This window comes from Rhodococcus sp. A14, from assembly GCF_011603105.1.
Classification (GTDB): domain Bacteria; phylum Actinomycetota; class Actinomycetes; order Mycobacteriales; family Mycobacteriaceae; genus Rhodococcus_F; species Rhodococcus_F opacus.
Window position 1 is genome coordinate 16796 of the sequence record NZ_JAAOQS010000081.1, and the last position, 25859, is coordinate 42654.

The following is a 25859-nucleotide window of genomic DNA, read 5'->3' on the forward strand; positions in this document are numbered from 1 at the left end:
CGCGGAGGTAGCGTGGTTCGCGGGGGTCCGCGCGATGAAAGTGACGGCTTCATGCGTTCCGGTGGTAAGGCGGACGTGGGAAATCTTCCCCACGAACTGACGAGTTTCGTCGGTCTGCGCCGTGAGGTCGCTGAGGTTCGCCGACTGTGTGGTCGGTCGGGTTGGGCGAACTGCACGATCCAGACGCGGTCGTCGACGCCGTGTCGTCGGCATTGACACTGCGCGAGGGCCAGGACGCTGCACCCGAATCACTACTCGTCGAGTACCTCGCGGCACGGAAACTGTTGCTTGTACTGGACAACTGCGAGCACCTCGTCGAACCGGTGGCCGAACTCTCTGGAACCCTTCTCCGCGCCTGCCCGGAACTTCGGATTCTCGCGACCAGCCGGGAACCTCTCGGCATTGGGGGAGAAGCCACGTTTCGGGTTCCGTCGCTGACGATGCCGGAATCGGACAAGCGGTCGGCGCCAGCTGAGCGACTCGGTCACTACGAGGCGGTGAACCTGTTCGCCGAACGCGCGGCGACGGCGGTCCCGGGCTTCGCTGTCACCGAGAACAATCAGGATGTGGTCGCGGCGATCTGCCGTCGCCTCGACGGTCTACCGCTCGCGCTCGAACTGGCGGCGGTGCGGGTGCGGGTGATGACAGTGGAGCAGATCCTGCATCGGGAGACGGACCGCTATGGCCTGCTGACCACAGGTGCTCGTGATGTGCTGGCGATGTGGGGACGGGTTGGCGGTATTTTCGGGCAGCTTCGAACTCGACGCTGTCGAAGCCATCTGCGCCGACCCCGTGGCGGCGGACCAGGTTGTGGAAGTAGTGGGTTCGCTGATCGGCAAGTCGATCCTGATTCGCGAAGCGGACGCCGCGGGGGCGGTCCGATACCGCATGCTCGACACCCTGCGCGACTACGGTACGGAACGGTTGCAGGAGACCGGCGAGTTCGGATCGCTGTTGCGGCGGCACCGGGAGTGATACGAACACGTGGTGCTGCGGGCGGAGTCCGATTGGATCAGTTCCCGGCAGGCAGCCTGGATCGTGCGTCTCGACGTCGAGCAGCCCAACATCCTTGCAGCACTGCAGTTCTGCCTCATCAGTTCGAGTGAGGCGGATGCGGGGATTCGCATGGCAGCGGCGTTGTACCCGTACTGGCGTGTGCGGGGCAGGCTGCGTGAGGGTATGCGGTGGCTTGCGCAGCTTCTGGCCGTTCAGGACGGCACACCCACTATGGACAGAATCAAGGCGTTTCGTGTGCTCGGTGTGCTGTCCTGGCTGCACGGCGACCCGGAGGCGTCGGCACTCTACGTGGAACGTGGTGGCGCGCTGGCAGCGCAGCTCGGCGATCGGGTCGCCGAGCTGCGCTGATGGCCGATGCCGCCGGCCATCACGCACTGGTCGCCCAGGACTACGCGACGGCATGTCGACACTTCGAATCCTCGCTCGCGGTGTTCCGCACGGATGGCAACCAGCTGTATCTGATCTCGTCCCTGCTCGGGCTCGCTCTGGCCAGTGACGCGGACGGGAATCGGACGCGGAGCGAAGTGTGTTGGCAGGAGATCCTTGCGCTCACCGAGGCGCGCGGCGAGTCCGTCTATCGGGGATGGGCGCTGTGGGGTTTAGGGCTGGGGGCGTGGCAGCGGGGCGAGCATTCCCGTGCGAAGGATCTGGTCACGCAGGGGCTGCACCGTGCTCGGTCAGTGGACAACTGCGTAAGCGCAGGGGTGTGTATGGAGGTTCTCTCGTGGGTCGCGGTGGATGGGGGAGCTCCCCGGCGCGCCGCCAGGCTGATGGGTGCGATCGCGGCGCTCGCCCGTCCCGCGGGGAGTGCGAGCATCAACTACCCAGATGTGGGGTTCTCCACCCCCAGTTCGAGCAACGCGCCCGCCGGGCGATGGGTGACCGCGCGTTCGAGACGGAGTTCCGTGACGACCTCGGGACGCGATTCGAAGAAGCCGCAGCGTACGCACTCGACGAGATAGGGCGGCCAGACACCTCCGCAGAGCCCGGACCCACGACTCTTACGCGGCGGGAGCAGCAGGTAGCCGAACTCGTCGCCGATGGCCTCACCAACAAGGCGATCGCTGGGAAACTCGTCATTTCGCAACGCACCGCCCAGGGCCACGTGGAGCACATCCTCTCCAAACTGGGATTCACCTCCCGTTCTCAGATCGCGGCATGGGTCGTCGAGCAGACGCAGGGGCAGTCCTGATCGCGCCTCATCGTCGATCAGGCGCGCTTGCGTTCCGAACTGGATGACTTCGCTGTGGCCTTCTTTGCGGCGGTCTTGGCCGGAGCCTTCTTCGCCGGCTTCTTCTTGGCGGGTGCGGCCTTCTTCCCGGCGGCGTCGACGCTGCGCTGCAGTGCGGCCACGAGATCCACCACTTCGGCGTCCTCGCCGCTCTTCTCGACCTCGGCGACGGGGATGACCTTCTTGCCGCCGGACTCGATCATCTCGTCGAGCAGTTCACGCAACTGCACCTGGTAGTCGTCGGTGAATTCGGTGGGGTCGAAGTCGTCGGCCATGCTGTCGACGAGCGTCTCGGCCATCGCGAGTTCCTTCGCCTTCGGCTTGTCGACGCCGTCGAGTGAGGAGAATTCCGCGGCGCGTACCTCGTCCGGCCACAGCAGCGTTTGAATCACCAGCACCCCGTCCCGGGAACGCATCGCGGCCAGTCGGGTGCGCTGCCGGAGAGTGAAGTGGACGAGGGCCGTGCGGTCGCTGTTCTCGAGGGCTGTCGCGAGTAGGACATATGCCTTCGGAGAGCTCGAATCCGGTTCGAGGAAGTAACTCTTCTCGAACAGAATGGGGTCGATCTGTTCGGTCGGGACGAACTGCAGAACGGGAATCTCGTGTTTCTCGGCGGCCGGCAGTTTCCCGAAATCATCGTCCGTCAACACCACGCGCACGCCGTCGTCGGAGTCGTAGGCCTTGTCGATATCGGCGTATTGGACGACGTTGCCGCATTCGGAGCAGACGCGGTTGTATTTGATCCGGCCGCCGTCCTTGGCATGGACCTGGTGAAACCTGATGTCGTGATCCTCGGTTGCCGAATAGACCTTGACCGGCACATTCACGAGTCCGAACGCTATCGAGCCCTTCCAAATCGACCGCATGCGTTCCATGATGGTCTCCTTTTCGCGTTCGCGCGACAGTTCATCGAACTTCCCGGCGAAGCGTCGAACGGAGAATCACACTGCGGATATCGCCGGAGGACGCTCGAAACATCCGCCCCATTGCGGACAGGGTTCCGCGCGGATTCGACCGCTCGGACAGGTACGCCGCCTGGAGTTGTGGCGGCAGATCGAAGAATTGCTCGAAGAATTCGGGGACGTGTTCGGAATCCAGATTCAGGAGGACGCGTAGGCCGACCGATCGCAGCGACGCGACGGTGCGTGCCTTCCACGGCCACAGTCGTGCGTTCGAACCGTCACGAAGATCGCGGGCCAGAACATCTGCGCACAGGAGCGACGCTGCGACGCTGTAGCCCGTTCCTGGGTGCATCAATCCGGCGCGGGCTCCGAAGCGTACCTGATCCGAGCTGTGGGCACGGCCGGCTTCGGGTGGTGGCTCGACGGCGAATCTGACCCTCTCGACGTCCGAATGGGACGGCACGGTGATGCCCCGCTGTCGGAGTCGGTCGTGGAGTCGGGTGGCGAGTTCCGAGATCGGGAGTGGGGGGCGACCGACCAGGCAGGTCTCTTCGAGCAGGAAACGGTCCTGCGCGAGCGGGACCCCGTAGAGGAACGACGGCGCGTCCGAGGGTGAGGTGCCGTTGTCGCGGCGCCAGTCCATGAACACAGCGGCCTCGCCGGCCAGCGCATGTGCGGCCGTGTCGGGGTCGACCACGACGCCGTATGCCGTCTGCTGGGCGAGGTCGGGGCTGTCGCCGGTGCCGCGAGCATCGACCACGACGTGCGCCTTCAGCGTCGAGCCGTCGTCCAGCTGGACGGAAGTGGGGGAGAGGTCTACGGCTCTACCTGCAAGAACGGTTCCGCATCCGCTGCCGAGTATTGATTGCAGTACTGATGTATTCAAAACACAATATGTGCGGTCGATGGTATGGCGACGGGTCGTCCAGGCTGTCGGGCGAGGAGTTCTCGTGACGACGGCGTCCCGAGGGAGCCAGTCGGGGAGTTCGTCTTCCCAGGCCGCATACGTCGCGGTCCACGATCTACGGGGGAGTGGATCGACCGAGACGACTGTCGAGCCGAGAGCCGTGGCCCGGTGGGCGAGGGCGCGGCCGGCAGGCCCGAGGCCGACGATCGCAACGTCCCAGATCGCTGGACGGGAAGAAACTGTCACGCCGCCAGCCTGTCACGGCGGCGGAATTATCGACTGGAACGCGACCCGGTTCCATACTCGGACGCCGACGGAACGGAAAAGTTTCCCGAACTTCGCGCGGTGCGTTCCGGCTATCGCGGGGTAGTGGAGGCTCCACAATCACAGGTCGCGATCTCCGTGAACTCACCACAGCCATCCCAGACCGGAGTAGGTGAGGTCAGGGGAGCGTGCGCCGCGGCCGGGTCGGGCGGCTGCGGGGGAGCGTGAGCGCTGAACGCGGCGCAGTGGCGCGGGTGGGGCGAGCACGAAGCGCCCTGCGATGTCGCGAAAGGATATCGGCTGGGCTCTCGCGTCAACCAGGTTGCCGGCCAAGGCAATGAGTCGGGCCGTGACGGAACACCAGGGTTTCGCGAACTAATACCGTGGCAATTTTCTCGTCCATCCGACGGGCTCGCCACAATTGCACATCTCACCACTACGCAACTCACCTTCCATCAAGCACCTGCACAGGGGCCGGAGAGCTACCTGCGGGTCGGATACGGCGGCGAACGTTAGCGGGATCACCGGCAGGCGTGTTCCGAGTCGCCGACGGTCGGGTAAAATTGCTGGTTCGTGTGTTCTTTGCGCAGTTCTTCTCATTCAACGCGAGCGTCATTTTCCTAGGAGTCTTGTTGATCACCGCTACCGACCTGGAAGTTCGAGCTGGAGTGCGGACGTTGCTGTCCGCGCCCGGACCGGCTTTGCGGGTACAGCCCGGCGACCGCATCGGGCTGGTCGGCCGTAACGGTGCCGGCAAGACGACGACCCTCCGCATCCTCGCGGGGGAGGGGGAGGCGTACGCCGGTGCCGTGGTGCGCACCGGCGATCTCGGGTACCTCCCGCAGGACCCGAAGGAAGGCGACCTCGACGTCCTCGCGAAGGACCGAGTGTTGTCCGCGCGCGGACTCGACTCGCTGCTGCGGGACATGGAGAAGCAGCAGATCCTGATGTCGGAAGTCGTCGACGACGCCGAGCGCGACAAGGCCGTGCGCAAGTACGGCAATCTCGAGGACCGCTTCTCTGCACTCGGCGGGTACGAGGCCGAGAGCGAAGCGGCGCGCATCTGCAACAGCCTCGGACTGGCAGACCGCATCCTCGGTCAGCAGCTGCACACCCTGTCGGGTGGTCAGCGTCGCCGTGTCGAACTGGCGCGCATCCTCTTCGCGGCGTCGGACGGTAGCGGCGGACGGTCGGACACGACCCTGCTGCTCGACGAGCCGACCAACCACCTCGACGCCGACTCGATCACCTGGCTGCGGGGATTCCTGCAGAACCACGAGGGTGGTCTGATCGTGATCAGCCACGACGTCGATCTGCTCAACGACGTCGTGAACCGGGTGTGGTTCCTCGACGCCGTGCGCGGCGAGGCCGACGTGTACAACATGAGCTGGAAGAAGTACCTCGACGCCCGCGCGACCGACGAGCAGCGTCGCCGCCGTGAGCGCGCCAATGCGGAGAAGAAGGCCGGCGCGCTGCGCGCGCAGGCCGCGAAGCTCGGCGCGAAGGCCACCAAGGCGGTGGCGGCACAGAACATGGCGAAGCGCGCCGACAAGCTGATGTCGGACCTGGACGCGGAACGAGTGTCCGACAAAGTGGCCCGGATCCGGTTCCCCGAGCCTGCCGCGTGTGGCAAGACTCCGCTGATGGCGGAGAACCTGACCAAGGTTTACGGTTCGCTCGAGATCTTCACCGGAGTGGATCTGGCGATCGACCGTGGGTCACGGGTCGTTGTGCTCGGTCTCAACGGTGCCGGTAAGACGACGCTGCTGCGCATTCTCGGCGGTGTCGAGACGCCGGACGCAGGCGGGCTCGTCCCCGGTCACGGGCTGAAGATCGGCTATTTCGCGCAGGAGCACGACACCCTCGACGACAACGCGTCGGTGTGGGAGAACATTCGTCACGCGGCGCCGGACACGGGGGAGCAGGAGCTGCGTTCGCTGCTCGGTGCGTTCATGTTCACCGGCCCGCAGCTCGAGCAGCCCGCAGGCACGTTGTCCGGTGGTGAGAAGACGCGCCTCGCGCTGGCGGGTCTCGTGTCGTCCGCGGCGAACGTCCTGCTGCTCGACGAGCCGACGAACAACCTCGACCCCGTCTCCCGTGAGCAGGTGCTCGATGCGCTCCGCAGCTACACCGGTGCCGTGGTGCTGGTGACGCACGACCCGGGCGCGGCCGAGGCCCTCGACCCGGAACGGGTCATTCTCCTGCCCGACGGCACGGAGGACCACTGGTCGCAGGACTACCTGGAACTGATCCAGCTCGCCTGAGCACTGCGCGTAGATATCGCCGTCACGGGGCTCTACCGTGGAAACCACCGTCGCTCGCCGACTGGAGGAGTTCATGGCTGACATCGGGGTCTTCGCCAAGAGCGCTCGGATCACGGGACCGTCGCGCGCCGATCTGCAGGCGGAGCTGAAGGAGCGCTACCAGGCCGGTGCGAGTATTCGTTCCCTTGCCCGGGAAATGGGGAGATCGTACGGATTCGTCCGCAACATCCTCGCAGAATCCGAGGTGGAGCTCCGCGGACGAGGCGGAGCTCACCGTCGCAAGACCTGACCGGTGTCGGTGGGGAGTGCGGTGTCAGTCGCGGCGTCGGACGGATTCCTCGACGAGGTCGAGGACGGCCGACAGGTTGTCGCCGGCGTGCCCGGAGGCGATGCGTGCGACGAGGCCGTCCAGAACCAGGTCCAGGTAGCCGATCAGCACGTCGGTCGGGACGTCGTCGCGGAGGCGGCCCGCGGACTTCTGCCGCGCGAGACGCGCCATGGTCGCCTCGGTGAGTTCCGCCGACCGTTGTGACCAGCTTCTGCGGAAGTCGGGATCGTTCCGCAGCCGTCGGGCGATTTCGAGCCGGGTTCCCAGCCAGTCGAACTGTTCGGGCTGGGCGAGCATGTCCCGCATCACCTGGACGAGGCCTTCGTGTGCGACCACGTCGGCCATCCTGGTCGCGTCCTCGTGGGCGAGCGCGAGGAACAAGCCGTCCTTGTCCTTGAAGTGATGGAAGATCGCCCCGCGTGACAGTCCGGTCACTTCTTCGAGCCGGCGGACGGTGGCGCCGTCGTAGCCGTATTCGGCAAAGCAACGGCGGGCGCCGCTGAGGATCTGACTGCGCCGTGCCGCGAGATGGTCTTCACTGACCTTGGGCAAAGTGCCTCCTTCGTCGGCCTGTGAGTGTTTTTCGGCCCTCGACATGTGAGGGCCACCGAAAGCGCGAAGCGCGCACGACCACCTCGATCGGGACAGCGGCGAAGCTCCCCTGAAACTGGTCGTGCGCGCTTCGTGCCTGTCATGGCCGAAAACACTCACAGGTGCGTAGCGTCTGTGGGCCGAAAGCTCGCACAGGCGCGGTAGCGCCTAGCCCTTGATCATGTTGCGGAGCACGTACTGCAGGATGCCGCCGTTGCGGTAGTAGTCGGCCTCGCCGGGCGTGTCGATGCGCACGACCGCGTCGAAGACGACCTTCTCACCGTTCTCGCGGGTTGCCGTGACCTTGACGGTCTTCGGCGTGACACCCTCGTTGAGCTTCTCGACGCCTTCGATGTCGAAGACCTCGGTGCCGTCCAGCTTCAGCGACGCAGCGGACTCGCCGGCCGGGAACTGCAGCGGCACGACGCCCATGCCGATGAGGTTGGAGCGGTGGATGCGCTCGAACGACTCGGTGATGACGGCCTTGACGCCGAGGAGGCTGGTGCCCTTGGCGGCCCAGTCACGGGACGATCCGGAGCCGTACTCCTTGCCGCCCAGCACGACCAGCGGGATGCCGGCCTTCTGGTAGTTCTGCGACGCGTCGTAGATGAACGCCTGCGGTCCGCCGTCCTGGGTGAAGTCACGGGTGTAGCCGCCGGAGACGTCGTCGAGGAGCTGGTTGCGCAGACGGATGTTCGCGAACGTGCCGCGGATCATCACCTCGTGGTTACCGCGACGCGAGCCGTAGGAGTTGTAGTCCTTGCGGTCGATGCCGTTCGCGTCCAGGTACTGCGACGCGGGCGTGCCAGCCTTGATGTTGCCGGCCGGGGAGATGTGGTCCGTGGTGACCGAGTCGCCGAGCAGCGCGAGGACGCGGGCGCCCTTGATGTCGCTGACCGGGGTCGGCTCCTTCGGCATGCCGTCGAAGTAGGGTGGCTTCCGCACGTAGGTGGAGTTGGCGTCCCACTCGAAGGTCTTGCCCTCCGGGGTGGGCAGTCCGCGCCAGCGCTCGTCGCCCTTGAAGACGTCGGCGTAGCCCTTGACGTACATCTCCTGGCTGATCGAGGAGTTGATGGTCTCCTGGATCTCCTGGGGAGAGGGCCAGATGTCCTTCAGGAACACGTCGTTGCCGTCGGCGTCGGTGCCGAGGGCGTCGTGCTCGAAGTCGAAGTCCATCGTGCCTGCGAGGGCGTACGCGATGACCAGCGGCGGGGAGGCCAGGTAGTTCATCTTCACGTCGGGGGAGATGCGTCCCTCGAAGTTGCGGTTACCCGACAGCACCGCGGTGGCGGTGAGGTCGTTGTCCTGGATGGCCTGCGAGATCTGCTCGTCCAGCGGGCCGGAGTTGCCGATGCAGGTGGCGCAGCCGTAGCCGACGAGGTAGAAGCCGAGCTTCTCCAGGTACGGCCAGAGGCCGGACTTGTTGTAGTAGTCGGTGACGACCTGCGAACCGGGTGCCATGGAGGTCTTGACCCACGGCTTGGCGGACAGGCCCTTCTCGACGGCGTTGCGGGCGAGCAGGGCGGCGCCGAGCATGACCGACGGGTTGGACGTGTTGGTGCAGGAGGTGATCGACGCGATCACGACGGCACCGTGGTCGAGGATGAACTCGCCCTTGTCCTCGGACAGAACCTTGACCGGCTTGGTCGGGCGGCCCTCGGATCCGTTGGCGGCCGACTGCACGTCGACTGCGCCGTCGTCGGCGAACGACAGGGCGGCGGGATCGCTCGCGGGGAACGACTCCTCGACGGCCTCGTCGAGCTGCGAGTGACCCGCGGGGTGGTGCTCCTCCACGTAGTTGTGGATGTCCTTGCGGAACGCGTTCTTCGAGTCCGACAACAGGATTCGGTCCTGCGGGCGCTTCGGGCCTGCGATGGACGGAACCACGTCACCGAGGTCGAGTTCGAGGTACTCGGAGTACTCGGGCTCGTGGTCGGCGTCGTGCCAGAGGCCCTGTTCCTTCGCGTACGCCTCGACGAGTGCGAGCTGCTCCTCGGAGCGGCCGGTCAGGCGAAGGTAGCTGACGGTCTCGGCGTCGATCGGGAAGATCGCGGCGGTGGAACCGAACTCGGGGCTCATGTTGCCGAGCGTCGCGCGGTTGGCCAGCGGAACCTCGGCGACACCCTTGCCGTAGAACTCGACGAACTTACCGACGACGCCGTGCTTGCGCAGCATGTCGGTGACGGTGAGGACCACGTCGGTGGCGGTGACGCCGGGCTTGATCTCACCGGTCAGCTTGAAACCGACGACGCGCGGGATCAGCATGGAGACGGGCTGGCCGAGCATGGCGGCCTCGGCCTCGATGCCGCCGACGCCCCAGCCCAGCACGCCCAGGCCGTTGACCATGGTGGTGTGCGAGTCGGTGCCGACGCAGGTGTCGGGGTACGCCTGGCCGTTACGGACCATGATCGTCCGGGCCAGGTGCTCGATGTTGACCTGGTGGACGATGCCGGTGCCCGGGGGGACGACCTTGAAGTCGTCGAACGCGCCCTGGCCCCAGCGGAGGAACTGGTAGCGCTCACCGTTGCGGGAGTACTCGATCTCGACGTTGCGCTCGAAGGCGTCGGCGCGGCCGGCGACGTCGATGATGACCGAGTGGTCGATGACCATTTCGGCGGGTGCGAGGGGGTTCACCTTGTTCGGGTCGCCGCCGAGTGCGGTGACCGCTTCACGCATGGTGGCGAGGTCCACGATGCAGGGGACGCCGGTGAAGTCCTGCATGATCACGCGGGCAGGCGTGAACTGGATCTCGACGTTCGGGTCGGCCGAGGGATCCCAGCTCGCGATGGCGCGAATGTGGTCGGCGGTGATGTTCGCGCCGTCCTCGGTGCGAAGCAGGTTCTCGGCGAGAACCTTCAGTGCATAGGGCAATTTTTCGGTGCCGGGCACGGCCGAGAGGCGGAAGATCTCGTAGGAGTTCTCACCGACCTCGAGGGTGCCTTTGGCGCCGAACGAATCAATACTCGTGCTCACGTCAGCTCCACTCGTCTATGAGGGTCGCCGCCGACGGGGCTGTGTCGACGGCTGCAGGCACTGCGGGCACGACTGATCCGTGTGCGCTGTCGTGCTAGCGATGACGGAATCGGCCCATACCGCGGTACCTCCGATAGTCTAACAGTACGCTTGTCCTGTGAGAATTCGGGGGGAATCGAGCGTGTACCCCTCGGCGATTCTCCTCGATCCCGACGCGGGACGCGCGCGGACGGAACGGAACTTCGGGGACTCCTCACGTAGTGTTCACGCGAGGCTTTACGTTCCTACAGCAAACCCGGATGAGAGATGCCTGCCCCTATCGCCACCGCACTTCCTGCCAGTGTCACGCTCCCCGTCCATTCGGCCCTCCCGTTGTCGACGGACCTTCCGGAAGACATCGACGTCTCCGACGTGGTCGCGGACGTGTCCGACGACGGCGTGTCGGCGCCGTCCGACGAGGCGAGTGAACTCGCCGCCGTGGTCGACCGCGCGGCCGAGCACGGGATCAAGCTGAGCATCGTGGTGCTGGACGAGGATCCCGGCCGCGATTCGCAGCTGCGCGACCTCGCGACCGAGGTCGGGGCGGAAGAGGGTGGCACCGTTCTGGTGCTGAGTCCCAGCTGGGTCGGCACGTACAGCGATTCGATCAGCCGGGTCCTGCTCGAATCGGGTCAGGACCGCACCTACACCGGCGATGCGGTGGTCTCCGCGAATCACTTCGTCGACGAGGTGATCGAGCCGGGACCGCCGTGGGCCTTGTTCACGGCCGTCATCGTCGCGATCGTCGTGATCGCGTCGGCTGCCACGTTCTTCGCGAAATCGCGCCGGGCGTCCGTATCCCGTGACGACACGGCAGAAAAGCGCGACAGCGCTTCGGGGGCCGGCACGTCGTACGAGCGGCCGAAGCCCTGACTCCTCCCGAATTCCCGGGATAACTCGGCGGCAATTTCACGATTCGCCCACGCGTGGCCGCTGCCTGCGTCGATGCGCGTAAATAGCGCCGACGATTCACAGTTCGACATTTCCGCTGGTCAAATTACTCATGTGTTATTTGTGACTAAAGTTTCCATAGAGTCCGGAAGTGTCGTACGGTGCATTTGGCGCTCTTGGGGAAGAAGTGTCGCAGGCTGGTGATTGACGTCCAAAGTGACGGCGATCCGGTGTATATCGGTGTCGCCGAAGCGCGGGAAGGTGTGGCTGCCGCAAATTTCTCCCCACGACGAGCACGGCGCGGTGTGCGTGATCGGTGCAGAACCGAGGGAGAGAGTTGTGAAGCGACAAGCACGAGCTGGAGTGGGGCACCGTAGCTTCTCCCGCGGGCGCACTCGCACGGCGCGACTCCTGATCGGATTGGGCATCGTCGGAGCCCTGATCACCAGCACGCCCGGCCTGGCCGCGGCGGTGCCACCCCCGCCGCCGAATCCGTCCGACAACGACATCGCGCAGGCCCAGACCCAGGTGTCGGCGGGCCTCGGGCAGGTCAGCGAACTGATCAACCAGGTCGCCTCCGCGGATCAGCAACTCGCTCAGCTCGACAACGAGGTCGCCATCAAGCGTGAGGACGTGAACCGGGCCCTGGTCGATCTGCAGAACGCCCGCAGCGCCGCCGATCTGGCGGCCGGCGTGGTCGGGGCCTCACAGCAGGCGCTGCGCGACGCCGGCGCGCAGATCGAACTCGCGCAGAAGGACTTCGACAAGTACGCCCGGTCGAGCTACACGCAGGGCACCAACGTCTCGTCGATCTCGACCTACCTGGGCGCCCAGGGGCCCGGCGACGTCCTGGATCGGGCGCAGGTTCTGAAACTCCTGGCCACCAGCCAGAATGTAGTGCTCGAGGGTCTGCAGCGGGCACGGACCGCGCAGGCCAACAAGGATTCCGCGGCCCGCGAGGCGAAGCAGCAGGCGGACGTGGCCGCCGATCAGGCCGCGTCGAAGAAGTCGCTGGCGGAGCAGGCGATCGCGATCGCTCGGTCGGCGCTGCAGGACCAGGCGGCCAAGAAGGCGCAGATCGAGAGCAACCGCGCCGCCGCCCAGGCCCAGCTCGACGCCGCCCGCGGGAACGTCGCGGGGTTGCAGGGGCAGCGTGAGGCATACGCGACGTGGGAGGACCAGAAACGCGCCGAGGACGCGCAGAAGGCTGCCATCGCCGCCGCGGCCCGGGAGGCCGCGACGCAGGCCGCGGCGCGGGTGGCCGCCAACGAGGCGGCTCGACAGCGCGCCGCGGAACTCGCCGCGGGGCAGCGCGCGCACACCACGATCGAGGAGGACTCGGAAGACGAGGACTCCGACTCCTCGGCCGACGGCGGGACGACCACGCCGAAGTCCACCCCCAAATCGAAGCCGTCGACCAGCGGTGAGGACCTGACCGGCAGCGAGGCCATCGAGACCGTCATCGATCGGGGACTGTCCCAGATAGGTGTGGAGTACGCGTGGGGCGGCGGCGACGAGAACGGCCCCACCCTCGGCATCCGTGACGGCGGTGTCGCCGACAGTTACGGCGACTTCAACAAGGTCGGTTTCGACTGCTCCGGTCTGATGATCTACGCGTTCGCCGGGATCGGCATCTCCCTGCCGCACTACACCGGGTATCAATACACCGCGGGCGAGCAGGTTCCCTCGGAGGAGATGCAGCGCGGCGACATGATCTTCTGGGGCCCGAACGCCAGCCAGCACGTCGCCCTGTATCTCGGAGACGACCAGATGCTCGAGGCCCCCGAGTCGGGGGACGTCGTCAAGATCTCCCCGGTGCGATGGGACGGCATGACCCCTTACGCTGTCCGTATGGTGTCGTGATCCATGATGTCGATGAAGTAGTCCGCAGTGCGGATCGTGCTTGGTTGCGGCGGGGGTTGCTTGCACCTGGAATAGTTGAGCAAGTACGTGAACGGGCGGAACGATCTAGGTGAAAGCGGTGGATTCTTGGTGACCTCACGTGATGATGCGGTATCGGAGGGTGCAGCCCGGAAGGAGTCGCCCGCGAAGGCCGCTCCCGAAGGTGTGAAGAACGGGGGTGCGGCCAACGGATCGGGTCCCCAGAACGTCACCGCGCCGAATGCACCCTCACAGAACACGGGCACGCAGAGCGCGACGGCGAAGACTGTCGCGCCCAGTCTCGCCGCCGACGTCCAGACGCTGGAACGCGCGATCTACGAGGTCAAGCGCGTGATCGTCGGGCAGGACCGGCTCGTGGAGCGGATCCTGGTCGGTCTGCTCGCGAAAGGACACGTGCTGCTCGAGGGTGTGCCGGGTGTCGCGAAGACCCTGGCCGTCGAGACGTTCGCGAAGGTGGTCGGCGGATCCTTCTCGCGTGTCCAGTTCACCCCCGACCTGGTGCCCACCGACCTGATCGGTACGCGCATCTACCGGCAGGGGCGCGAGGAGTTCGACACCGAACTCGGTCCCGTCGTCGCGAACTTCGTGCTCGCCGACGAGATCAACCGCGCGCCGGCGAAGGTGCAGTCGGCGCTGCTCGAGGTGATGGCCGAGCGGCACGTCTCGATCGGCGGCAAGCGGTACCACATGCCCGACCCGTTCCTGGTGATGGCGACGCAGAACCCGATCGAGAACGAGGGTGTGTACCCGCTGCCGGAGGCGCAGCGCGACCGCTTCCTGTTCAAGATCCTCGTCGACTACCCGACGGTGGAGGAGGAGCGCGAGATCGTCTACCGGATGGGTGTCGATGCGCCGGAACCTCACCAGGTCCTCGATCCCGAGGAGCTCGTCCGCCTGCAGAAGGTCGCGAGCGGTGTCTTCGTGCACCATGCGCTCGTCGACTACGTGGTCCGGGTCATCGCGGCCACACGCACACCGGCCGAGTTCGGTCTCCCCGAGGTCGACGGCTGGATCGCGTACGGCGCGTCTCCGCGCGCGACGCTGGGCATCATCTCCTCGGCCCGGGCGCTGGCGTTGCTGCGCGGGCGTGACTACGTGGTGCCGCAGGACGTGCTCGAGGTGATCCCGGACGTGCTGCGTCACCGTCTCGTGCTGTCCTATGACGCTCTCGCCGACGAGGTCAGCCCGGACGACGTCATCTCCCGCGTGCTGCAGACCGTGGGTCTGCCGCAGATCGCCGCACAGCCGACGACGGTCCCGGCCGCTCCCGCCGGTCACCACGGACCGCCGGTCCCGTCCACGTCGGTGCCCGGACCGACGGCGATGAGCCAGCCACGGTGAGTGCGCGTACCGCCGGTGCGCAGAGCTCCGGCCCGCCGCCGTCGTTTCGCTCCGGCGAACTCCGTGATCCCAAACTGTCCGCGGCGCTGCGGACGCTGGAACTGACCGTCCGCCGCCGGCTCGACGGCGTGCTGCACGGCGACCACCTGGGCCTGATCCCGGGACCGGGCTCCGAACCGGGTGATGCGCGCGAGTACCAGCCGGGCGACGACGTGCGTCAGATGGACTGGTCGGTGACCGCCCGGACGACGCACCCGCACGTCCGGCAGTCGGTGGCCGACCGGGAACTCGAGACGTGGCTCGTCGTCGATCTGTCGTCGAGCCTCGACTTCGGTACCGCCGACTGCGAGAAGCGGGACCTCGTGGTGGCCGCTGCCGCCGCCGTCACGCACCTGACCAGTGGCGGCGGGAACCGGATCGGGGCGATCGTCTCGACCGGCGCCCAGACCACCCGGATCCCGGCCCGCGGAGGCCGCATCCACGCGCAGGCGATGCTGCGTCAGATCGCGACCACCCCGCACGCCCCGGACGGGGTGCGGGGAGACCTGCAGGGTGCGGTGGAGTCGTTGCGCCGACCCCAGCGTCGCCGCGGTCTGGCCGTCGTCATCAGTGACTTCCTCGGACCAATCGACTGGGAGCGGTCGCTGCGGGCGATCTCGGGCCGCCACGACGTACTCGGTGTCGAGGTGCTCGACCCGCGAGATCTGGAATTACCCGACATAGGGGATGTAGTGCTGCACGATCCGGAGTCCGGACGGACCCGCGAGTTCACGACCACACCGCAACTGCGCGCCGACTTCGCGCGGGCCGCCGACGAGCACCGCCTGCAGGTGGAGCAGTCGTTGCGGCGTTGCGGCGCACCGCTGCTCAGTCTGCGGACCGACCGGGACTGGATCTCGGACGTCGTGCGGTTCGTGTCCGCCCGGAAGCACAGTTACGGGACCGCGACGAACCAGAGGTCCCGCCGGTGAGCCTTTCCCAGTTCACCTCGCCGTGGTGGCTGCTCTTCCTCCTGATCGTCGTGGCACTGGTCGCGGGATACGTGTGGGTGCAGCGTCAGCGGCAGAAGCACACCCTCCGGTTCACCAACTTCGCGCTCCTCGAGAAGGTCGCGCCGTCGAGGCCTGGCCGGGCCCGGCACATTCCGGCGCTGCTGATGGTGCTGGCGCTGGTGTTCTTCAGTGTGGCGCTGGCCGGACCGACGGAGGACAAGCGGGTTCCACGGAACCGGGCGACCGTGATCCTCGTCATCGACGTGTCGTTGTCGATGAAGGCGACCGACGTGGAACCGACCCGGCTGGCCGCCGCGCAGGACGCCGCGAAGTCGTTCGCCGACGGGCTCACCCCCGGCATCAACCTCGGTCTCGTCGCGTTCGCCGGCACGGCCTCGGTGCTGGTGTCGCCGACCACCAACCGGGAGGCGTCGAAGGTCGCGATCGACAATCTGCAGCTGAGCGAGCGGACCGCCACCGGTGAGGCGATCTTCACGTCGCTGCAGTCGATCGACACGCTGGCCGCGGTGCTCGGCGGCAGTGATCAGGCGCCGCCCGCCCGCATCGTGCTGCTCTCGGACGGCAAGCAGACAGTGCCCGAGAACCCGGACGATCCGCGCGGCGGGTTCACCGCGGCCCGGCAGGCGAAGGACAAGGACGTCCCCATCTCGACGATCTCGTTCGGCACCAGCTACGGCAAGGTCGAGATCGAGGACGAACGCATCCCCGTGCCCGTCGACGATCCGTCACTGCGGGAGATCGCGGATCTCTCCGGGGGCAGCTTCTTCACGGCCTCGAGCCTGGAGGAACTGCGCGACGTCTACGACACCCTCGAGGAGCAGATCGGGTTCGAGACCACCCGCGGCGACGCCAGCCGCCCCTGGCTCGTGCTGGGGGTCCTGTCCGCCACGGCGGGGCTGATCCTCGCGCTGGTCCTGCGTCAACGGCTGCCGTGATCTGCGTTCCACCGCGGCCCCGCGCTTCCACTCCTGCACATCTGAACAGATAGGTTGATCCCCATGTCTACCCCACAAACTACTGACGCGTCAGTTGGGACGGTGTCCACTCCTCGGTCGGTGCTCGTCACCGGCGGCAACCGCGGGATCGGCCTCGCTGTCGCGCAGCGCCTCGCGGCGGACGGCCACAAAGTCGCGGTCACGCACCGCGGTTCGGGTGTGCCCGACGGCCTGTTCGGCGTCCAGTGCGACGTCACCGACACCGAGTCGGTCGACCGCGCCTTCAAGGAGGTCGAAGCGCACCAGGGTCCCGTCGAGGTTCTCGTCGCGAACGCCGGCATCACCGACGACACGCTGATCATGCGGATGACCGAGGAACAGTTCACCTCCGTCGTCGACGCCAACCTGACCGGCGCGTTCCGCGTCGCGAAGCGGGCGACACGGTCGATGCTGCGGGCGCGGTTCGGCCGGTTCGTGTTCCTCGGGTCGGTCGTCGGTCTGGCCGGTGGTCCCGGCCAGGTGAACTACGCGGCGTCGAAGGCCGGCGTGGTCGGTATCGCGCGGTCGCTGACCCGTGAACTCGGTTCCCGTTCGATCACCGCGAACGTGGTGGCCCCGGGATTCATCGACACCGACATGACCGCGGTACTCGACGAGAAGTACAAGGACATGATCACCGGCGCCGTCCCGCTGCAGCGGCAGGGCAAGCCCGAGGAGGTCGCCGCGGTGGTGAGCTTCCTGGCCTCCGACGATTCCGCCTACGTCTCCGGCGCGGTGATCCCCGTCGACGGCGGCCTCGGCATGGGCCACTAGCTCTCCCCACTCCACTTCCCGGACTTTTTCTTCACAGGAGGACACCTCATGGGCGGATTGCTCGAAGGTAAGACCATTCTCGTCACCGGCATCATCACGGACGCGTCCATCGCGTTCCACGTCGCCAAGGTCGCCCAGGAACAGGGCGCCGAGGTGATCATCACCGGCTTCGACCGTCTCCGGCTGATCGACCGCATCGCGCAGCGCCTGCCGCAGCCGGTGCCGCCCGCGCTCGAACTCGACGTGCAGAACCCGGAGCACCTCGCCAGCCTCGCCGACCGCATCCGGGAGATCGCACCCGAGGGCGTCGACGGCGTCGTGCACTCCATCGCGTTCGCGCCGCGGTCCTGCCTGGGCAGCCCGTTCTTCGACGCACCGTGGTCCGATGTGGGAGTGGCGTTCGAGGTCTCCGCCTACTCGTACGCGTCGCTGTCGAAGGCGCTGCTGCCGGTGCTGAACGACAACGCGTCGATCGTCGGCATGGACTTCGATCCCGCCCGCGCGGTGCCGTTCTACAACTGGATGGGTGTCGCCAAGGCGACCCTCGAGTCGGTGAACCGGTATGTCGCCAAGGAGGTCGGCGAACGCGGTATCCGCTCCAACCTCGTCGCGGCGGGCCCGATCAAGACCCTCGCCGCCAAGGCCATCGCCGGCACCGCCACCGACGACGCCAAGCAGATGAACGAACTCAACACGGCGTGGGACGAGCGGGCGCCCATCGGCTGGAACGTCGACGACCCGGAGCCGGTCGCGAAGACCGTGTGCACCGTGCTGTCCGACTGGCTGCCCGGCACCACCGCGTCGATCATCTACGTCGACGGTGGCGCCCACGCGATGGCCGGCTAGGGCACTACCCGGGGAGTGCGCCCCGAACGGCACCACGGAAGATGGGGATCATGATCGCTGCGAATTCGACGGACGGTTCCGGTTCCCGGTTCGATGCCCTTCTCGTGTTGTCGTTCGGGGGTCCGGAGCAGCCCGCCGACGTGCGCCCGTTCCTGGAGAACGTGACCCGGGGCAGGGGGGTGCCGCCCGAACGTCTGGACGCGGTCGCCGAGCACTACCTGCATTTCGGGGGCGTGTCGCCGATCAACGCTCTGAATCGCGACATCATCTCCCGCGTCGAATCCGAATTGGTAAGCGCTGGAATGGATCTGCCCGTCTATTTCGGTAACCGGAACTGGCACCCGATGGTCGAGGACACCGTCGCCCGGATGGGTGAGGACGGGGTGCGGTCGGCCCTCGTGTTCCCGACGTCGGCGTGGGGCGGGTACTCGGGCTGCAGGCAGTACCACGAGGACGTCGCGCGGGCGCGGGCCGCAGCCGGGGAGGGGGCTCCGCACCTGCTGAAGCTGCGCCAGTACTACGACCACCCGCTGCTGATCGGGGCGTTCGCCGACGCCGTCCGCGAGGCCGCGGTGCAGCTCCCCGCCGGGTGCCGGGCGCGCCTGGTGTTCACCGCGCATTCCGTGCCGGTGTCCGCTGACGTCAACGCGGGACCGCCCGCGGAGGGTGGTCGTCTCTACAGCCGGCAGGTGGCCGAGGCGGCCCGGCTCACCGCCCACGCCGCCGGCTTCGACGACTTCGACCTGGTGTGGCAGTCCCGGTCCGGGCCACCCCAGGTGCCGTGGCTCGAACCGGACATCTGTGACCACCTGGACGCCCTCGCCGGCCGCGGTGTGGGCGCGGTGATCGTGTGCCCGGTGGGATTCGTGTCCGACCACCTCGAGGTGGTGTGGGATCTCGACACCGAGGCCCGGGACAAGGCGGCCGAACTCGGCATCGACTTCGTACGCGCGGCCACCCCCGGAACGGATCGGCGGTTCGCCGAACTCGTCGTCGCACTCGTGGCCGAGCAACTGGCCGGCACACCCGCCGCGCGGCTCGGTTCCGAGCCGCTGCTCGGTTCGACCCTGGACGGTCAGTCCTGCGCGGTCGACTGCTGCAAGACCGTGGTCAGGCCGTCAGGCCGTCCCGCGCACACGCGTTGACGGCGGCGGTGCGCGCCGAACGCACCGCCGAACGCAGGGGCCGCAGCAGATCCTCGAGCGTGGCCGCACTCGACGCGGACACGGTGCGCGCGGGGGCCATCTGCTCGGCGACCGTGAGGATCGCAGCCACCTGATCGGCCGAGTCCAGGATCCGCAGCGCCCGCGGGGCGATCGTCGCCGGATACCGGTGCCGTGCGGACTGCGCCAGCGCGTCGGCGATCTGCGCGCGCGGGTCGGCGCCGAAACCGGAATCGAGCATGTGCAGCGCCTCGAGCGCAGCTGCGGCGTCCCGCACCGCCTGCCGCATCGTGAACTCTGCCTCACCCAGTCCGGTGTGGTGGACGTCGAGGGGAAGCCGCTCGATCGTCGACACCGTCCAGCGCAGCACGTCCGGACCCTCGACGTGCGGGACCAGCCCCGTTCCGGACCGGCCGGGCGGTCCGACGAGCACACCCTCGCCCGCGCTGATCGCGGCGGACGCGAACTCGGTGCCCGCGGGAAGCCCGCGTACGTCGCCCGGCCCGGGCAGGACCAGCCGGATCTCGGTCTCGGGTTGCGACACGGAGCGGCGCATCGTCTGGAGCAGCGCCGTCACCCCGGCGTCCTGCGGGTGGGGCCACGGCAGCCCGGTGCGGCCGGCCGTCCCCTCGTCCTCGGCGCAGGCCAGATGCATCGGCGCCCACGCGTGGAGGGCGTCGATGACGTCGTCGGGTGCACTGTTCCCGGCGAGCCAGGAACTGGCCCACACGGTGAGAGTGGCGCTGGGTGAAGTCACGATAAACGAGCATATGTCGGCGTGGCGGCGTGTGCGTAACGGCGCCGCTGGCATAGCGTCAGCGCCCGTGAGCGGAGGCGACAGATACGGCGACATCTTTTCCGGACACCCACGCGCGAGGAAGCCCGTGACGCCCACGGTCCCGGCCGAGCGGGACCTGGTGGTCGAGGACGCGGGCACCGGTTTCTGCGGGGCGGTGGTGGGGTTCGAGCGCACCTACGACGGCGATTTCGTCCGCCTCGAGGACGGGGCGCGGCGCACCCGGTTGTTCGCGATGCGGGAGGCGGCGTTCCTCATCGACGGGAAACCGGTCACTCTGATCCGTCCGGCGGCCAAGCCCGCCGGACCGGTGACCACCCGATCGGCGTCGGGATCCACCAAGGTGGAGGGGCTGCGGGCCCGGACGGCGCTGGCGAGCCGGATCTGGGTGGAGGGCGTGCACGACGCCGCCCTCGTGGAACGGGTGTGGGGGCACGACCTGCGCGTCGAAGGTGTCGTCGTCGAGCACCTCGAGGGTCTCGACAATCTCGGGGAACGGCTCGCCGAGTTCCGGCCCGGCCCCGGACGGCGCGTCGGTGTCCTCGTCGATCACCTCGTCACCGGATCGAAGGAGACGCAGCTGACCCAGGGGCTCGGGCCGAACGTGCTCGTGACCGGGCACCCGTTCATCGACGTGTGGGAGGCGGTCCGCCCGTCGGCGGTGGGCATCGAGGCGTGGCCGAAGATCCCGCGCGGTGAGGACTGGAAGACCGGGGTGTGCCGCGAATTGGGGTGGGGGACACCGCGCGACGGCTGGCGGCGGGTCTATTCGGCCCTCAACTCGTTCCGCGACCTCGAGGCACCACTGATCGGGGCGGTCGAACAGCTGGTCGACTTCGTCACCGTCGGTTCCGGAGGTTCTGGTTAGATGGTGTTGTGGCTGCATTGATTTGGCTGGTAGCGGGGGTGCTGCTCGCCGCCGCGGAAGCGTTGACGGGGGACTTCTTCCTCCTCATGCTGGCGGGCGGTGCGCTGGCCACGGCCGGGGTTACCGCGATCACCGACTTCCCGGTCTGGGTCGACGCGGTGATCTTCGGCGTGCTGTCCCTCGCCCTGATCCTCGGGGTGCGGCCGGTGTTGTTGCGTAAGTTCGAGACCCCGCCACCGACCCCGACCGGGATCGAGGCGCTGACCGGCAAGCAGGCCCTGGTGCTCGAGGAGGTCGCCGAACACGCAGGGCAGATCAAGCTCGGCGGCGACGTCTGGACGGCCCGCCCGCTCGACAGCACGGAAGTGTATCCACCGGGGACGACCGTGACGGTAATGCAAATTGACGGCGCGACCGCCGTCGTATGGAGGGGGCCCTAGATGGCAGCGCTCATCGTGTTGATCGTGCTCGTGTTGTTCGTCGCCCTGGTGGTGGCCAAATCGGTGGCGCTGGTGCCGCAGGCCGAGGCCGCGGTGATCGAGCGACTCGGCCGGTACGCGCGGACCGTGTCGGGTCAGCTGACGTTCCTGATCCCCTTCGCGGACCGTATCCGAGCGAAGGTGGATCTGCGTGAACGGGTGGTGTCGTTCCCGCCGCAGCCGGTGATCACCCAGGACAACCTGACGCTGAACATCGACACCGTCGTGTACTTCCAGGTCACCAACCCGCAGGCCGCGGTGTACGAAATCAGCAACTACATCGTCGGTGTCGAGCAGTTGACCACCACCACGCTGCGCAACGTCGTCGGCGGCATGACGCTGGAGGAGACGCTCACCTCGCGTGACTCCATCAACGGGCAGCTGCGCGGTGTGCTGGACGAGGCCACCGGCCGGTGGGGTCTGCGCGTCGCCCGGGTCGAACTCAAGAGCATCGATCCGCCGCCGTCGATTCAGGAGTCGATGGAGAAGCAGATGAAGGCGGACCGCGAGAAGCGGGCCACCATCCTCACCGCCGAGGGGCATCGGGAGTCGGCGATCAAGACGGCGGAGGGCGACAAGCAGTCCCGCATCCTCGCCGCGGAGGGCGCGAAGCAGGCGTCGATCCTCACCGCGGAGGGTGAGCGGCAGTCCCGCATCCTGCGGGCGCAGGGCGACCGAGCCGCGAAGTACCTGCAGGCGCAGGGCCAGGCGAAGGCGATCGAAAAGGTGTTCGCCGCAATCAAATCCGGCAAGCCCACCCCCGAACTCCTCGCCTACCAGTATCTGCAGACGCTGCCGCAGATGGCGCAGGGCGACGCGAACAAGGTGTGGCTGGTGCCCAGCGACTTCGGTGACGCCCTCAAGGGGTTCGCGAAGACCCTCGGCGCGCAGGGGCAGGACGGGGTGTTCCGGTACGAGCCGTCCACCACGGAGGAGGATCTGCCCAAGCCCGAGGACGATTCGGAAGAAGTCGCCGACTGGTTCGAGACCAAGTCCGACCCGGCGATCGCGCAGGCCGTCCGGGCCGCGGAGGTCGAGGCCCGTCGTCCAGTCGACGGTCCGGGACCGCTCGCGACGTCCGGTGGCGCCGACGAGCATGCGCCGCTGGATCCGGGGGGAGCGCCCGGGCAGCTGCCGCCGCCCGTCACCCCGCCGACTCACTGACCGACTCCGACACGGCGTAGCGACGCAGTAACGGGCGGAGCACGCCGAAGAGGTGTTCGGGTGTGTGCTCGAGGTAGAAGTGATCGCCCGGCATGATGTGCACCTCGCGCAGCCGGGTGGTGTGCCGCTCCCAGGCGTGCAGATCCCGCTCGCCGACCAGCGGATCGGCGTCCGCGCCGAGCACATGCACCGGACAGGAAAGCGGCGGGTCGCCCGGATCGCGGTAGCCGGTGCAGAGGCGGAGATCGTCCCGCAGCGCGGGGAGGCAGCGGTCCCGCCACGCCGGCCGGGCCTGGAGGTCGGCGGGCAGACCGCCCGTGATGCGCAGCAACTCGATCAGTGGCGCGTCGTCCAGGTCGTCGACCGGTGGCAGCGGCGAGGGTAGGTGCGGCGCCGAGTACCCGGAGAGCAGCAGCGCCCGTGGGAGCGGCTGCCCGGCTCGCGCGCCGGCGGCACGCGAGCCGGTACGCCACCAGCGCACCCATGCTGTGCCCGAAGAAGACGTGCGGCTCCGTGAGGTGTTCGGCGAGTTCGGAGTCGAGTGCGGTGACGAGGGACTCGACGTCGGTGAACCCGGCCTCGCCGGCACGGCTCTCCCGTCCGGGCAGCTGCACGGGCCACACCGACACGTGCGGGCTCAGGGCGCGGTGCCAGTGGCGGTACGTCGAGGATCCGCCGCCGGCGTGAGGGAAGCAGAACAGCCGGAGGGGGCCGGGCACGGCGCTACGCCGCCGCGACGAGCGTGGCGAGTTCTTCGGCGAGAGCGGCCACCGTGGACCGGATCTGGTCCTCCGTGTGGCACGAGGTGACGAAGAAGCGCAACCGCGCGAGGTCTTCGGGCACGGCCGGGTAGAGGATCGGGTTCACGTTGATGCCGCGCCGGAGCAGGGCCTTGGACAGTGCGAGGGTGCGGAGTGAATCCCCGACGATGCACGGGATGACCGGGGTGTCCTCGGTGTCCTTGGTATCGATTCCGGAGTCCGTGGCGAGCTGCAGGAAGAGCCGGGAGTTGCGACGCAACCGGTCGAGCGCCTCGGGTTCGGCGCGCATCTGTCGGATCGCGGCCAGGGACGCCGCGGCATTCATCGGCGTCATCCCGACGCTGTAGACGAAACCGGGTGTCGTGTACTTCAGGTAGCGGATGAGCGCGGCGCTGCCCGCGACGTAGCCGCCGCAGCCGGCCAGGGCCTTCGACATGGTGCCGGACCACAGTTCGACGTCGTCGCGGTCGACGGCGAAGTGCTCGCCGATGCCCCCGCCGGTGGCGCCGAGCACCCCGATGCTGTGCGCCTCGTCGATCATCATCAGTGCCTGATACTTCTTCTTCACCGCGATCATCGCGGGCCGTCGGGGATGTCGGTGGTTGGGCAGTGCAAGGCGGCATGGGTGGGCCGGTGGCCTTCTCGGCGCACAGGTCCGGGTGACCGAATCTTTGACCGCGCGGAGCTCGATTCTGATCTGGGCAGGCCCGGATGGGAGTGTGTGGGAGCGACGCCGGAGCGGGTGGTGGCAGTGTATTGCCGGATGTCTGGCTCGACAGGGTAAGGGGCGTCGCTGGTCGATCCGAAAAGATGTTGCGGGACAGCACTTCTGGTGCGGTGTATCGAGGTATGCATGGATCGCGATTCGAGTCCGGGGGGCAGCAGGCGGGGTTGAGCCGGATGCTCGACGGCGCGCCCGAGGGCCGGTTCGCCGGTGGCGTGGTTCGGGCGGTGATTGAGTTCCTGACGGAGGTCAAGCCACCTGGCGGCTCGTAGGCTTGGTCATGGCGGGCTGGGCTGTTGGAGACCATCGCGACTCTTGGGACTCCTGGCCCGCCGCCTGCTTGCGGCGCTCACGCATCCGCTTGTAACGGACATTTTTGCGCCGCCGCGGGTCGATCTTGTAGCGCGCCGTGACGATCGCCCGGCCCTCGGCCTCGGTGATCGGCGTGCCGTCGACGTCCCGCAAGGCGTACCGCTGGCCGGCACGCATACAGGCGGCGATCCGGGTGACCAGATGGGTGGCCAGATGACAGATCGCAGACTCGTGATGCCGGTCGCCGACCATCAACCGCTGGTACTTCGCCGCGAACTGGGGATCGACCCTGCGAGCCTGGTCGGCAGCGGTGCACAGCACCTCACGCAACAGCGGATCCCGGCCTTGGTGATCGAGGACTCGACCTTGCTCACCCCGGACTGGCTGACCTTGGGAACCAGACCGGTATACGCGCGGATCGCGGCCAGGGACGTGAACCGGTGCGGGTCGCCGATCCGTCCAGCGATGACCGCGCTGATCACCGCCCCCACGCCGGGAGCAGAGGCAACGATGCCGGCCGGGTCGGCGTCGGCGTAGAGGTTCGCGACTCGCTCGTCGATCTGCTTGATCTGACGGGTCAGGAACAATGCCTGCTCGGCTTCGTGGGCGATGTCCTCAGCGAGCTCGGCGAAGGCCGGCAAGGGCAGTCGGGCGAGCAATTCGGAGTCGATCCGGTCGTTCTTGGTGTGCTTGGAGTAGTACTTACGCAGGTCGGCCGACTGGGCGGTCGTGACCATCACCACGCGTGCACCGTGGCGACGGAACCACTCCGCCAGCACGATCCACGCGTTCCGGGTCGGCTCGACCACCACGGTCAGCTCAGCCGGATCGGGCAGGTCCAAGTCCGCCCACATCCGTTCCAGATAGGCCAGCCGTGTCCAGAACTTCCGGCCACGCCATACCGTGGCACCATCACGGGCCCGCGTCGCCTGATGCTCCGCCCAGACAGCCACGTCGATCCCCAACGTCAATGCCATCGTCATTGCTCCTGTCGGTCCACATCCCTGTTCACCAGGTGACTGACCATCGCGGCCACGGCCCAGACATTCTCTAAGCAGGGGTCCACGCCTACCGGCCGGCTCCAAGTTCCCGAACAAGGACACCGCTCGACCAGACACCGAGCCCGCAGACGACCACTCAAAAGCCAGGGATCACCAGGTATGCCGGTCGGACGTTCGGCCCGCCTGCGGACTCCCTCCGAGGCTAAACCGAAGTTGCGATGGGTTTGTCCTGGTATTTACGGCTGAGCTGCAGCGGAAGCATGAGACACACCCATTCTGTAGTCACTAAAATGATTGCCACTATGGTAGCCGTGGAGTAAAATCAGTTCATGGC

At 67.4% G+C, this 25859-nt stretch carries 19 protein-coding genes and 4 pseudogenes; 14 read left to right on the forward strand and 9 right to left on the reverse strand.

Annotated features, from left to right (window positions below; genetic code table 11):
* Positions 1–51: 51 nt before the first annotated feature.
* Positions 52–2209: pseudogene (locus G9373_RS31910) on the forward strand (LuxR C-terminal-related transcriptional regulator).
* Positions 2210–2226: 17 nt separating this feature from the next.
* Here the strand turns inward: G9373_RS31910 and G9373_RS31915 are convergent.
* Positions 2227–3123: a Ku protein gene (locus tag G9373_RS31915; RefSeq protein ID WP_005255030.1), complete on the reverse strand. Its 897-nt coding sequence runs from the start codon at positions 3121–3123 to the stop codon at positions 2227–2229.
* A gap of 31 nt (positions 3124–3154) precedes the next feature.
* On the reverse strand, positions 3155–4303 hold the full coding sequence (locus tag G9373_RS31920; protein ID WP_167118793.1) for a lycopene cyclase family protein: 1149 nt from the start codon (positions 4301–4303) through the stop codon (positions 3155–3157).
* A 650-nt stretch (positions 4304–4953) separates the two neighbouring features.
* On the opposite strand from G9373_RS31920, the gene G9373_RS31925 reads away from it, so the two are divergent.
* Both G9373_RS31925 and G9373_RS31930 read left to right on the forward strand, forming a co-directional pair.
* A complete protein-coding gene (locus G9373_RS31925) occupies positions 4954–6585 on the forward strand; it encodes an ABC-F family ATP-binding cassette domain-containing protein (RefSeq protein WP_007300669.1) in 1632 nt (543 codons plus the stop codon).
* A gap of 73 nt (positions 6586–6658) precedes the next feature.
* Complete coding sequence (locus tag G9373_RS31930) at positions 6659–6874, forward strand: helix-turn-helix domain-containing protein (protein ID WP_005255033.1); 216 nt, start codon at positions 6659–6661, stop codon at positions 6872–6874.
* A gap of 24 nt (positions 6875–6898) precedes the next feature.
* On the opposite strand, the gene G9373_RS31935 is transcribed toward G9373_RS31930, so the two are convergent.
* Both G9373_RS31935 and acnA read right to left on the reverse strand, forming a co-directional pair.
* Positions 6899–7465, reverse strand: coding sequence for a TetR/AcrR family transcriptional regulator (locus tag G9373_RS31935; RefSeq protein ID WP_005241827.1), 567 nt, complete (start codon positions 7463–7465; stop codon positions 6899–6901).
* A 207-nt stretch (positions 7466–7672) separates the two neighbouring features.
* Positions 7673–10477 carry an aconitate hydratase AcnA gene (gene acnA / locus G9373_RS31940; protein WP_005255034.1) on the reverse strand — a complete coding sequence of 935 codons (2805 nt, stop codon included), beginning with the start codon at positions 10475–10477 and terminating at the stop codon, positions 7673–7675.
* A 306-nt stretch (positions 10478–10783) separates the two neighbouring features.
* On the opposite strand from acnA, the gene G9373_RS31945 reads away from it, so the two are divergent.
* From G9373_RS31945 to G9373_RS31980, 8 genes are all read left to right on the forward strand, one after another.
* A complete protein-coding gene (locus tag G9373_RS31945) occupies positions 10784–11389 on the forward strand; it encodes a DUF6676 family protein (protein ID WP_005565745.1) in 606 nt (201 codons plus the stop codon).
* A gap of 381 nt (positions 11390–11770) precedes the next feature.
* Positions 11771–13270 (forward strand): NlpC/P60 family protein, encoded by a 1500-nt coding sequence (locus G9373_RS31950; protein ID WP_005565744.1) that lies wholly within the window; start codon positions 11771–11773, stop codon positions 13268–13270.
* Positions 13271–13474: 204 nt separating this feature from the next.
* Positions 13475–14650, forward strand: coding sequence for a MoxR family ATPase (locus G9373_RS31955; protein WP_005565743.1), 1176 nt, complete (start codon positions 13475–13477; stop codon positions 14648–14650).
* Entirely contained in the window at positions 14647–15621 is a 975-nt protein-coding gene (locus G9373_RS31960) for a DUF58 domain-containing protein (protein ID WP_054248890.1), read from the forward strand. The genes G9373_RS31955 and G9373_RS31960 overlap by 4 nt, the downstream gene beginning before the upstream one ends.
* Positions 15618–16598: a VWA domain-containing protein gene (locus tag G9373_RS31965; protein WP_005255039.1), complete on the forward strand. Its 981-nt coding sequence runs from the start codon at positions 15618–15620 to the stop codon at positions 16596–16598. Before G9373_RS31960 ends, G9373_RS31965 begins: the two co-directional genes overlap by 4 nt.
* Before the next feature lie 63 nt (positions 16599–16661).
* Positions 16662–17411 (forward strand): 3-oxoacyl-ACP reductase FabG1, encoded by a 750-nt coding sequence (gene fabG1, locus G9373_RS31970; RefSeq protein WP_050998704.1) that lies wholly within the window; start codon positions 16662–16664, stop codon positions 17409–17411.
* A 48-nt stretch (positions 17412–17459) separates the two neighbouring features.
* Complete coding sequence (inhA, locus tag G9373_RS31975; RefSeq protein ID WP_133986673.1) at positions 17460–18257, forward strand: NADH-dependent enoyl-ACP reductase InhA; 798 nt, start codon at positions 17460–17462, stop codon at positions 18255–18257.
* Positions 18258–18298: 41 nt separating this feature from the next.
* Positions 18299–19402, forward strand: coding sequence for a ferrochelatase (locus G9373_RS31980; RefSeq protein WP_120659102.1), 1104 nt, complete (start codon positions 18299–18301; stop codon positions 19400–19402).
* Here the strand turns inward: G9373_RS31980 and G9373_RS31985 are convergent.
* Positions 19368–20177 (reverse strand): hypothetical protein, encoded by an 810-nt coding sequence (locus tag G9373_RS31985; protein ID WP_133986674.1) that lies wholly within the window; start codon positions 20175–20177, stop codon positions 19368–19370. The two genes, G9373_RS31980 and G9373_RS31985, sit on opposite strands and share 35 nt — an antisense overlap.
* A gap of 67 nt (positions 20178–20244) precedes the next feature.
* On the opposite strand from G9373_RS31985, the gene G9373_RS31990 reads away from it, so the two are divergent.
* The 3 genes from G9373_RS31990 to G9373_RS32000 are packed head-to-tail and all read left to right on the forward strand — an operon-like array spanning position 20245 to position 22727.
* Positions 20245–21084, forward strand: coding sequence for a DUF3097 domain-containing protein (locus G9373_RS31990; protein WP_133986675.1), 840 nt, complete (start codon positions 20245–20247; stop codon positions 21082–21084).
* A gap of 8 nt (positions 21085–21092) precedes the next feature.
* On the forward strand, positions 21093–21524 hold the full coding sequence (locus G9373_RS31995) for an NfeD family protein (protein WP_005241863.1): 432 nt from the start codon (positions 21093–21095) through the stop codon (positions 21522–21524).
* Positions 21525–22727, forward strand: coding sequence for an SPFH domain-containing protein (locus G9373_RS32000; RefSeq protein WP_005571979.1), 1203 nt, complete (start codon positions 21525–21527; stop codon positions 22725–22727).
* Here the strand turns inward: G9373_RS32000 and G9373_RS47835 are convergent.
* From G9373_RS47835 to G9373_RS32015, 4 genes and pseudogenes are all read right to left on the reverse strand, one after another.
* A complete protein-coding gene (locus G9373_RS47835; RefSeq protein WP_346842877.1) occupies positions 22708–23208 on the reverse strand; it encodes a thioesterase domain-containing protein in 501 nt (166 codons plus the stop codon). The genes G9373_RS32000 and G9373_RS47835 overlap by 20 nt on opposite strands.
* A gap of 19 nt (positions 23209–23227) precedes the next feature.
* Positions 23228–23446, reverse strand: a pseudogene (locus G9373_RS47840) (thioesterase domain-containing protein); the annotation flags it as partial.
* Positions 23447–23450: 4 nt separating this feature from the next.
* Positions 23451–24071 (reverse strand): annotated as a pseudogene (locus tag G9373_RS32010) (aminotransferase class I/II-fold pyridoxal phosphate-dependent enzyme); the annotation flags it as partial.
* 390 nt (positions 24072–24461) lie between these two features.
* Positions 24462–25507 (reverse strand): annotated as a pseudogene (locus G9373_RS32015) (transposase).
* Positions 25508–25859 lie beyond the last annotated feature (352 nt).